The organism is Labrys sedimenti (assembly GCF_034424805.1).
Classification (GTDB): Bacteria; Pseudomonadota; Alphaproteobacteria; order Rhizobiales; family Labraceae; genus Labrys; species Labrys sedimenti.
Genome location: NZ_JAXOUF010000050.1, coordinates 1 through 10,064 on the forward strand (window position 1 = coordinate 1; position 10,064 = coordinate 10,064).

Annotated in this window: 7 protein-coding genes and 1 pseudogene; 4 read left to right on the plus strand and 4 right to left on the minus strand. The window is 52.3% G+C overall.

The features are described 5' to 3' along the window. Positions 1-1,115 (minus strand): annotated as a pseudogene (locus U1R88_RS35050) (IS3 family transposase); the annotation flags it as partial. Between the two features lie 1,285 nt (positions 1,116-2,400). On the opposite strand from U1R88_RS35050, the gene U1R88_RS35055 reads away from it, so the two are divergent. From U1R88_RS35055 to U1R88_RS35065, 3 genes are all read left to right on the plus strand, one after another. After that, entirely contained in the window at positions 2,401-4,902 is a 2,502-nt protein-coding gene (locus U1R88_RS35055; protein ID WP_322435491.1) for a LamG domain-containing protein, read from the plus strand. A 158-nt stretch (positions 4,903-5,060) separates the two neighbouring features. Next, positions 5,061-5,279, plus strand: coding sequence for a hypothetical protein (locus tag U1R88_RS35060; protein WP_322435492.1), 219 nt, complete (start codon positions 5,061-5,063; stop codon positions 5,277-5,279). Continuing rightward, positions 5,276-5,755 carry a hypothetical protein gene (locus U1R88_RS35065; protein ID WP_322435493.1) on the plus strand — a complete coding sequence of 160 codons (480 nt, stop codon included), beginning with the start codon at positions 5,276-5,278 and terminating at the stop codon, positions 5,753-5,755. The genes U1R88_RS35060 and U1R88_RS35065 overlap by 4 nt, the downstream gene beginning before the upstream one ends. A gap of 440 nt (positions 5,756-6,195) precedes the next feature. On the opposite strand, the gene U1R88_RS35070 is transcribed toward U1R88_RS35065, so the two are convergent. The 3 genes from U1R88_RS35070 to U1R88_RS35080 form a co-directional block, all read right to left on the minus strand. Further along, positions 6,196-6,954, minus strand: a complete 759-nt coding sequence (locus tag U1R88_RS35070; RefSeq protein ID WP_322435494.1) for a hypothetical protein — start codon at positions 6,952-6,954, stop codon at positions 6,196-6,198. Positions 6,955-7,309: 355 nt separating this feature from the next. Continuing rightward, entirely contained in the window at positions 7,310-7,741 is a 432-nt protein-coding gene (locus U1R88_RS35075) for a hypothetical protein (RefSeq protein WP_322435495.1), read from the minus strand. Positions 7,742-7,845: 104 nt separating this feature from the next. Continuing rightward, positions 7,846-8,472, minus strand: coding sequence for a hypothetical protein (locus U1R88_RS35080; protein WP_322435496.1), 627 nt, complete (start codon positions 8,470-8,472; stop codon positions 7,846-7,848). A gap of 307 nt (positions 8,473-8,779) precedes the next feature. On the opposite strand from U1R88_RS35080, the gene U1R88_RS35085 reads away from it, so the two are divergent. Next, the gene (locus U1R88_RS35085; RefSeq protein ID WP_322435497.1) at positions 8,780-9,904 is read left to right on the plus strand and encodes a helix-turn-helix transcriptional regulator; all 1,125 of its coding nucleotides are present in this window, start codon (positions 8,780-8,782) and stop codon (positions 9,902-9,904) included. Positions 9,905-10,064 lie beyond the last annotated feature (160 nt).

Sequence of the window (10,064 nt, forward strand, 5' to 3'; positions counted from 1 at the left end):
GGGATCGCATCCCGCACAGAAAAGCCTCTTCTCTTCAATCACATAGACAGATGGGTGTTCTGATGCGCGGTTGTAGTATCTGAGCCAAACCTCCATCTTTTCGGCCGCATCCGCAAGGGTCGGGAACCAATGCGTGTTCAGGCACTCGCTGCGGAAGCGTCCGTTGAATGCCTCGATGAAGGCATTGTCGGTGGGTTTTCCAGGGCGCGAGAAGTCCAGGGTGACGCCCTTGGCATAGGCCCACAGGTCGAGGTCGCGGCTGACGAACTCGGAGCCCTGATCGACCCGGATCGTCTTCGGATAGCCGAGTTTCCCGCAGACCCTTTCCAGCGTGGCGACGACGTCCTCGGCCCGGTAGCTGAAGCGCGGGTCGACGGCCGGCGAGAAGCGCGAGAAGGTGTCGACCACAGTCAGAACCCGAATCTTGCGCCCTGTGGTGAGCTGATCATGGACGAAATCCATCGCCCAGACATCGTTCGGCCGCGTCGCCGGCGCACGGTCCTCCCGCAGCTTCGCCTTGACCCAGCGCTTGGGCGTCTTGTTTCTGAGCTGCAAGCCTAACTCATTGTAGATCCTTCGAATCCGCTTCTGATTGACCCGCCAGCCCTCGCGCCGCAGCAGGATCGACACGGCGATAGCCATAGCGAACGCGGGTCTCGCAGATCGCCTTGATCCGGCCTGCCAAGGGGGCCTGGTCGGGTCGGCACGATTTGTAGTGGTAGCTCGACGTGTCGAACTTCAGGACCGCACAGGCCCTCCGGATCGACACCTGCCATTCGCCACAGATCAGGCCGACGAGCTCGCGCTTGCGACCCATTGCCCGGCAGGCCCTGCTCTGGCAGGGCCGAGAGGGGGTCTTACATTTTTCGGCGGATGACGTCCTGCGGCATCTCGCGGTCCAGCGCGAGGTCGGCGACGAGCTTGCGCAGCTTGGCGTTCTCGTCCTCCGGTTGCTTCAGCCGGCGTATCTCGGCTGGCAGCAGCCCCTCGTACTTCTTCTTCCAATTGAAATAGGTCGCCTGGCTGATTCCCGCACGCCGGCAGATCTCCGCCACCGGAATGCCGTCCGCGCCCTGCTTCAAGATGAACGCCTTCTGCGCGTCCGAAAATTCGATCCTTCATCGTCTTCCGTTCCTCCCAGCCCAAGGGAAATGACACGGAAAACTCTAACCCAAAATAGTCCAGTTTCCTGGGAGCAGATCACACTGTGTCGCCCTTCACCAATCCGTTGCGGAGACGAACTTTCCAAGCCTTGTCAGGCTCTTCGGCCTCCTCAAGGAAAGCGTAAAGCCGTTCGACACAGGTTTCGCCCTGGTATCCCACGGGTAGGTCGCAAATCACGTCGCAGGTTGGAACCGCGGCCGTAGCATCTGGCGAAGAACTCAAGGCAGGGGACGATCAGGCGCCCTCCTGTTGGAAGAAGGAATTCAAGAAGGCGATTTCTATCGTTTGCGCCATATTTGAGGGGATGCAGCTCGGAAGGGAATAATTCGCGGCTCCCGGTCTTTGTTTCATGCAACGGCGAGGTGAGGCGCCATGAGCCGGGTGTGAATTCGAGATCGAAGATCTTTTCCTCAACACCAGCTCTCGGTCGCATTGTTGCTCCTTCCACGAGGTGCCGACGCGAACTTGCCCGAGTTCGCTGAGCGGCAGTCTGGAGAGGATGGTGCCGTCGCGCGAATTGTCGATTGTCCCATCCTTAAGCAGGCGTCGAAATTCGACCAGTGCCTTGGGCTGTGTGCCCTATATCTTCGGTTTGTACAGGCCGCAAAAACCACCAGGCGATTCATTGCGAGCCTCCGGCGGGCGCCGATTCGAGGCGGACCATCCGTTTGACAGGCCGAAAGGCAAGGGGACTATTCTCCGTTAAGGGCGTCATCGATTACCACATTGAACTAAAGAGCTCCTCGTAAGCTCGGCCAGTCAAGATCGATCGTTTGTAGTTTTGCCATTAGAATGGCATAATGGCAACGAGCAACTAAGCTGTTTCCGCGAGGATGATCGATCCCTTTATTTTTGAAAGTGCATATGTCCCGGCAAATCCAGCTGACAATGCGTATCACCATTCTGCCGCAGAGCAGTCGGACTTCATCGCATTACCAATTTAGAAAAATAGAAATTTTCATCTACCTTTCGGCACGAATAGACACAGAACGCGGCTTGCTGCTGTCATAGCTTAGGCGAGGTGAATCCAGAGATATCATGCTATGGACGTGCTGGTCCGCTGCTTTTCCTGGGCGAGTGGGTAAATTCCGAAGCTTGCAAGAACCTGTATTTTTGAAAGGCTATACAATGGTCGATATATACGGGGTGGTTCGCTTGCGGCCCGCTCGCGTCGCGCTATTGGTCAAGCCAACAGACAAGCGGTCCCTCAGACGTTTCATGCGCATATCGTCATGCATGTGGGGCGGTGTCTACAATCCAATCATACCGGTTTTTCGGAATCCTCCGGAGCTGTGGCGCTCCAAAAATCCAGAAGAGCCAAGCGGATATGATATCGCCCGCGGCTACATCGATTTCTTTGAGCCTGATGCCTTCGTTGAGGCGGAGCCAGGTCTTGTCGAGGCTGTCGGCCTCGACGCACTTCGCCCGCGATTTCCGATAGATCAGAGGGTCATTCCTTTAGACGAGTTGCTCGCTCCCGAGCCACACCGAGATTTTTCCGATCTGGCCTTAGGTCAAACAATTCTGGACCTTCTGCACCATGTTTATGAGACGGAACAGCGTTTCAATTTACGAGACAAAAGCGATGCCCTAAGGGTTCAACCCGAACGCGACACCGCGGTCGTAGAAGCGCTGTTCGGCGTATACCCTCCCGACGAACACTCAAAATACTTCGTAAAAAGCTTCGACAGCGTATATAAGCCGCAGGTTATTGCGAATGGTGCTGAAGCTTGGAGAAGAATATACCTCGACGGCGCAACAACGCCACTACAGATCACGCGAAAAGAGATCAATATTGAGCGAGGATGGCGCAACGATCTTGTGATTTATATATTTGACCCCGCGCATAACGTCGATCTGATCGATTTGTGGAACATGCGTGGCGAATCAAATCCTATCTTACCAATTCCTATCGGCTGGGTGCCGGATCTCATCAAGGATATCCGCAAGATCATAAGCGCAGAGCATCGTCCTCTGCAGGGGAACCCTCATGGGGTGATGCGCCACGCCACGATTGAGTTCGGCAGATCGATCACGGAAGATCGCAAGCAAGAAACGGTAGATCTCATTGCTAAAGGCTTAAAACAACCCAAGGACGGTGAAGGGCCAGGGCCACTGGTCGTGAAGCCATGGCGGAATACAGTTTGGGACCCATCACTCTCTCAGGAGGACGGTCAATGGCATCGAATTGAGTTGACAGCGGCAGAGCGACGAATTTCTCTCAAGGTCGATACATCCGGCGAACAGCCTACAACGGAATTTGAGACGCTATCACCGCCTTTTGCCGAACCCTACGGTGGCAGAGATGTTCGTTGGGTCAATACGCTTTCCGTATCGGGTCACGGCATTGACGATATTGCTACGGTATTTCCTTTCAATAATTTTGATCGAACATGGCCCCGGCTTGCTCTTGGTGGCGAATACGTTACCGTCGGGACGGAAGGATGGAGCTTTTGTCAAAGATATACTCGCAATAGTCAACCAATTTATCTGCTATCACATGAGGTAGCTATTATCGATTCACTGAAGAGATTTGGTATTAAAGCAAAACTTTCTGAACCCGGCTATATCGCAAAACAAATTCTTGCACATTTACGAGGCATGCGTGGTGTCGCGCTTCTAGCGGATATTGAAACCCTAAAATTGCTTAATGTAATGGCAGGGGGGATCCGGGTAAGAAGAAAAAATACGATTAAAACGAAAAATAAATCAGAAGATGGGCAGGATATTGAAAGCGAAGAGCTGTTTGACCGCCGCTCCAGGGCGGTCAAGATATGGATCGATCATATCTCGAAGAGAAAGGCTCGTCGGGAAATTTTCGATGTTACTCTCGAGAAATTCACCGAACGAAATGTTATTCGCTTGGGGCTACAAACGATATGTCCTCACTGCCGAATGGCCAACTGGCATCGTATAGACGTTGCCTCATATGAGCTTACATGTGATAGGTGCCTCAAATCATATCCATTTCCGCAGGCGTCCCTACGCAGAGATAACAAGAATTGGGCGTATCGAGTAATTGGTCCATTCTCGGTGCCCGATTATGCGCGTGGATCTTACGGGTCTCTATTGGCCCTGCTGTGCATTAGTCGGCTGCGAACCAGCCTCGATCCCATGACATTCTCAACCGCGTTGTCGCTCGAGTTCGATGGCTTGACGCGAGAAGCCGATTTTGTGCTTTGGTATGAGCGCGATTCGATGGGTGACAGGAAAACGCCGCCGCAACTGTTGATCGGAGAGTCAAAATCACTCGGTGAAAAAGATATCATTGATGATGAAGACGTCGAAAAGCTCAAGTCCCTGGCAAGAAAGATTCCGAACTCAATGCTGGTCATTTCGATCCTGCGAATGGACTTCACGGACTCTGAAAAGAAAATATTAAGACGTCTGGTAAAATGGGGCCGTCGTCTAAATAAATATAAAAAACCATCTAATAAAGTACTATTGCTAACGGGAAATGAAATATTTCAATCCTTCATCTCCTTAAACAGTACCTGGGAAGATTTGGGAGGGCGGCACGCTAAGTACGCAAATTTTGAGTCTATCCGCGATCTTGACTCCATCGCTGAAGCGACCGTAGGAATTTATCTTGGTTTGGAGTCCTTCGAACAGGTTCGATTTGAGACCTGGAGAAAGAGGCAGGAACGATGCAACTCGGCCCCTGATAAGCGCCCACCCGGGAGATGGGGAAGAATGCTGATTTCGGTCGCGGGTGGCAAGGGCAAGGGCGAGAGCTGATCTGGCCGAGCGAAGATGAAGTCCGCAAGAGGGACCTCAAATAGCAATTTTTCGGTTGGGCATTATAGCAATATTTGAGGATACCTACGAGACAAGCTTTGCGGGCCGGGATATAAAATTCTGATGTATGAACGTTCAACTCGAACCGGAATTCAATCATGACCGACAAAAAAGATCCTACGCTTGCTCAGGATGCCGGCACACTTATACATATACGGGAAAGTATGACGTTGGCCCATCTACAGAAGGGCATGACAACGGAGCACATTGCCCAGGCGCTCGGAAGTGCAGCTTCAACGCCTCAGCAGGGCAATCAGCCGGCCACGCCGCAGCCCGTAGCTCCGCAAGCTTCTCCTTCTACAACAAAAAAGCCTTGATCGGCAGCGCTGATCCTGTGAGCGATCTGGCGGGAGCCGCGAGTCTGGTCGTTGCAATAATTGCATTGCTTCTGGCGTGGTACGCAGTATGGCGAGGTAACCGTAACTCTTCTGCCGCAATCCTCGTAACGTTGAATGATGGTCTACGGCAGGGGTGGCAACGATATATCAAAGCCTCTGATGATGGCGAGAAATTATACGAACTGGCGGAACTCGCAAATATTCTGGAGTTGTCGGCAGCGATACTGATGGAAAAATCTCTCGTAGGTGTGTCGAGAGAATTAATGGAAGAATATCTTTGCGGGTCACTTTCGTTAATCGAGGACAATGAATCCGCACGATCAGCTATCGCGTCCCTGCGTCACTCGCCCACGACCTTCAAATATCTCGTTGGCTTCCTCACGGCGGCAACGCGGTCGGGAAAATACGCGAAATTCAGTATGGCGCTGGAGGCAAAGACGACGCAGACAGCATAGCGATGGCGCCGGAAGATAGCCGCGCGTTGGGGGCGCAGTGCTGATCAGGTCGTAGGTGTTTCGTTCTGCGAGTCGCAGTTACTTCGAGAAATGACACAACGCTTCAAAAGGCGCTCGTCGAGTGTGAGGCCGCCGTAAAGCCCGTGTTTGACGCAGGTGCTTGCCACCTCCCCGCTGACGAACTCGAGTTGCTTCAGGAGGTGGATTTCAAGCTGGGAATGCTGCGTAGCGTGATCTTGCATCGAGATCTGACCCCTGCAGATGCCGAACGTCCATGGCAAGACACAAAAGCTCGCCGCGCGGCGGCACTGGCAAAGCATTCCGGGCGATAAGGTTGCCAAAACGAAGCTTCTGGTTGCCAGACCGGGTGCTTTCGTTACCTCCTCCCCTACCGAGGTTGCCGGCTGGCGCAATGCCAGTGGCGATATGACAGCCGGCGCTCAGGGCAGCGCGTAAGATGGGCGAGTCCATCTAGGAGGGTCGTATATTTTAGATCGTTTGATCGGCCCTTGAAAGCCGGTAGTGCTACGAATTATCTCTTTGTCTGCCTCCCAATTCTGTCGATCCCTGTTAGGATCCGCCATTATCTGTGTAATAGTCTGATGAGGGTCGACTATATATCGATATAATCCGTTAGAATAGAGTTTTTCTTCTCCGAAATACAACAGCCGTATTTCGCTCTCGTGGCGAAACGCTCGCCGTTTCATCAGTAGCGATCGTGCAAACTTCGACGGAGAAAGCGAAATCGCTTGCCCATCGTCAAGAAATTGTTGCAGGCTCTTCTCGCGTTTGTAAGAGACTTTCCCGACATAGCAGGTCTCGTGGTATTGGTTGGTGTGCTCGGCCAAGCCTTTGATCAGCAGTCTGGGCGTCGAGCGTATCCGCACATAGCGGATGTCGGGATCCGGAGCATATATCCCCCACATCGCCTCTGAATATCGCTCGGTGGTCCAGCACTGGCCCGCAAAACTATTCTTGAATCCGTAATCGAACGTTTCTCCGTTTAGGGTTCCTCCGCTTGCCAACAAGAAGTTTTCGAACTTATCTTTCCATTTGTGGACTTGTGTAAGAACATTTTGGTTTGTCCTGAAAAGATTGAACACGAATTCCTGCTTTGTTATCCGATATATGTGCCGGTCAAGTTCAACGTCTTCAAGATCCACTATGTTGTTGGTCAGGTCTAAAGCTTGCCCGTTCATCGCCGCGATAATCCAACCTAAGGGATGGGATAGCTTAGTCGGTCGCCTTTCACTCGGAAAGACCAATCGTAGCGGACAGGACGCGCGACACTGCGCGCAAATCAAGTAGGCCTGTTCCTTCGGGCTCTGCCCGTCAGAGAGCTCCAAGCACCTTCGCCCAGCTCTAGCCCGAAGTGAGCGCTTCCTCACATTGGGTCGCAGCTATTTCGAGAAATGACAATGGATGAAATCCAGCTACCAGCGCGCATTGGCCCCCGCTTCGACGAGGATAGGCGCGCGGATTCTCACCGCACGCCGTTTCGCCCGCCGCTAGGTGGCAAGTCTATGGCAGGTAAATCGGGATCAACGCGACAAACTATTCCAATGGCGCGACCCTTGAATTGAATTTACATGACGCCGTTATTCTTTTTTGTTGTAGCACCATTGTATAATTTGACGAGCAATCTGCATGCGCAAAGACTGTCACGGAAACCGGAACGGAAATCTCGACCTTGTTTCCTCCGACTAACGCGGTAGTTTTAGCATATGTTCTAGACGGACTTCCCCACTCTCTGCATCCTAAATCACCGCCGGCAAAACTGATTGTCGGCGTGATTTCTTCAATATTTACGTCTGAGAAAAAATAACCAGAAGGCGCGACGAAAGTTTGTATATCTTTTATTTCAGTACCGCCGGATGATGTGCACAAAACATCTTTTGCACCAAAAGTGCGATTCATTTCTTGCGAAGACGCTACATTTGATGACAATAATACCATTACAATGCACAACAAAGCACTTCGCAACATTGCTACCTCCCAGCAAGATCCGTGACAAACATCCAATATGTTTTCTACGGAGAAGACCAAACAATCCGATTTAGTTGAAAAATGTTAGCCGCGAGCGAAGCGGCCTAGTGGCAACTCACAGATGGTCCACTTTCCGTCTGGGTCCAGGTACACTGATGATATGTGGCGGCACTCCCATACTCGTCTTGCTCGAAACGTTCTGGATGAGAATATATCGGGGTGACAGCAAAACCATCTGTTGCACAGTCGACCTTCAAGATACTGGGGCTGCCTTTCACGAAACGCACCCATCGCAAAGAAACATGAGCCCATGCTTTGGCGCCGGGCGAAACAGCCGCAGCATGTAATTGATAGGATGTGATGCCATTGGCATCTGTGCTATCCTGAACAGCAAGCGCCGTTCCGCCTCCGAGATCGTTATAGCTGTTTACGAAAACGCCGCATGGGTGCCAAGCTGGGTCTTCAGCTACAACCTTAAGGAAACTGTCCGAGCGCCTCTTCGGACCTAAAGCGCCATTTGTCGAAAACGTGACGTTTACTAGAGTGTCGGCGCAGGCATATTCAACTCCTTCGGGAGTCGAAAATCCTGAGGAGACGCCACATACTCCACTAGTATAATGATAAAACGGCACGGTTATTCGAATGTAATTTTCAGCAAGAGCGGACTTTGAACTGAAAATGATATTCAACAGGAGGAGCAGCGTGGCCACACTCGTTTTTGATGTTGTCATTGAAGTTTTCCTAATTATTGTGTAACCCACGTGCGAGGAGGAGAGTTGCTCTCGAATTGGAGCGACTGGAAGTTCGATATTTCAGAAATCGGTCCAGTTTTTCTTGTATATACGGCTGGTATGCCTCTGACTCAGCCTGCTTACCCGTCTTGTTCTTTGTGTGCCTGGATTGTACATGAGCCATTGTTGGGAGACTGCCCCAATTGGGTGATGTTTCTCGGTATGCGTGTGCTGAAAATTTGGTAGGTTGAAAAGGAGCCCGGATAGGTAGCCGGCCGCTGTGCGGACGCAGCTTTGAGGCATGCACATGTCTTCGAAACCCCAGGATCTTGCCGTCGGTGTCGTCAAAGAGGCCATTGACGCTGCAGCATTCAATCCCGAAGCATGGCAGGAGGTTGTGAGCTTAATTGCCAGCAATTGTCCGGGAAGCCGCCCTGCTCTTGTGGCTATTGACCCGTTAGCGGTCAGGGGCGCGCCGATGGTATGGTACGGCTGGGATCCCGGCACGTTGAATGCGTATGAGCGGCATTATTGTCAGGTCAATCCATGGACGCCGTTCATGGCAAAGCTTGCCCCATTGAGCGTGGTCGTCACTGAAAAGGTCTTGCCTGTTTCAATGCTCCAGCGTTCGGAATTCTACAATGACTGGATGCGGCCGGTTGGGGGAATCGATGCGGCTATCGCACTTAAGATCTACCAGGAAGCGGATCGGGTTGCCTGGATGATTGTCCATCATGACATTCGCCATTTCGAACAGCAGAATGGGTTTCTTGAGCCACTTCTGGCTGCAGTAGGGCCGGTCATGCGGCGTTCGCTCGCTGCCAATAGAATCCACCTCAAACACAAGACGGATTTGCGAGACTATGGCTTAATTGACGCAATCGCCGAGCCAGCTTTGTTGATTGAAGCTGACGGACATGTACTCCATGCCAACACGCTGGCCCAGCCACTCCTGTCTGCTGGTAGTCCTTTTCGGCTTGACGCCCAAGGAAATGTACAGATCGAAATTCGAAGCCAGCAGACACATTTCGCCGCCGCCTTGCGTGCGGCCTGTTCCTGCAGTCACCAGTACTCCGACAGTGTTAGGGTTGGAAGCTCGTCTGCATTCCGAATCCTGATCGTGCCGGTCGATCGCGGTGCTGCACGCCCGAGCATGCGACCTCTCTATTGTAGATACGCCGCCGCCTTGATCATTCGTCCAGAACGCGATGCCGGAGCCCCAAAAAATATATTAAAACACGACTTTGGACTGACAGAGGCCGAATACCTGACTTGCACGTATCTCGTCGGCGGCATCAACCTCCATCAGATCGCTGGTGCCATGGGATGCTCCTACGAGACGGTTCGGTCCCATCTCAAGCGCATCTACGCCAAGACTGGCCGACACAGGCAAGCGGAACTGATGGCGTTCCTGCAGCAGCTGCAAAATTAACTCGAGAAATTACTACAAACCCCATCTAGATCCCTGGATATCAACGTTCATTGGGAAAATGTTCCAGTCGCCGCTATTTCGATCTAGGCCTCGTGGACAAAGGGCAGCCACAGCAATGCTGATGCGAGGCTGACGAAGCCGAGATATGACTCTCTGGTTT

Coding starts and splice junctions, on each gene's coding strand:
- U1R88_RS35055 (WP_322435491.1), top strand. CDS start 2,401: ATGTGGGGCGGTGTCTACAATCCAATCATACCGGTTTTTCGGAATCCT.
- U1R88_RS35060 (WP_322435492.1), top strand. CDS start 5,061: ATGACCGACAAAAAAGATCCTACGCTTGCTCAGGATGCCGGCACACTT.
- U1R88_RS35070 (WP_322435494.1), bottom strand. CDS start 6,954: ATGAACGGGCAAGCTTTAGACCTGACCAACAACATAGTGGATCTTGAA.
- U1R88_RS35075 (WP_322435495.1), bottom strand. CDS start 7,741: ATGTTGCGAAGTGCTTTGTTGTGCATTGTAATGGTATTATTGTCATCA.
- U1R88_RS35080 (WP_322435496.1), bottom strand. CDS start 8,472: ATGACAACATCAAAAACGAGTGTGGCCACGCTGCTCCTCCTGTTGAAT.
- U1R88_RS35085 (WP_322435497.1), top strand. CDS start 8,780: ATGTCTTCGAAACCCCAGGATCTTGCCGTCGGTGTCGTCAAAGAGGCC.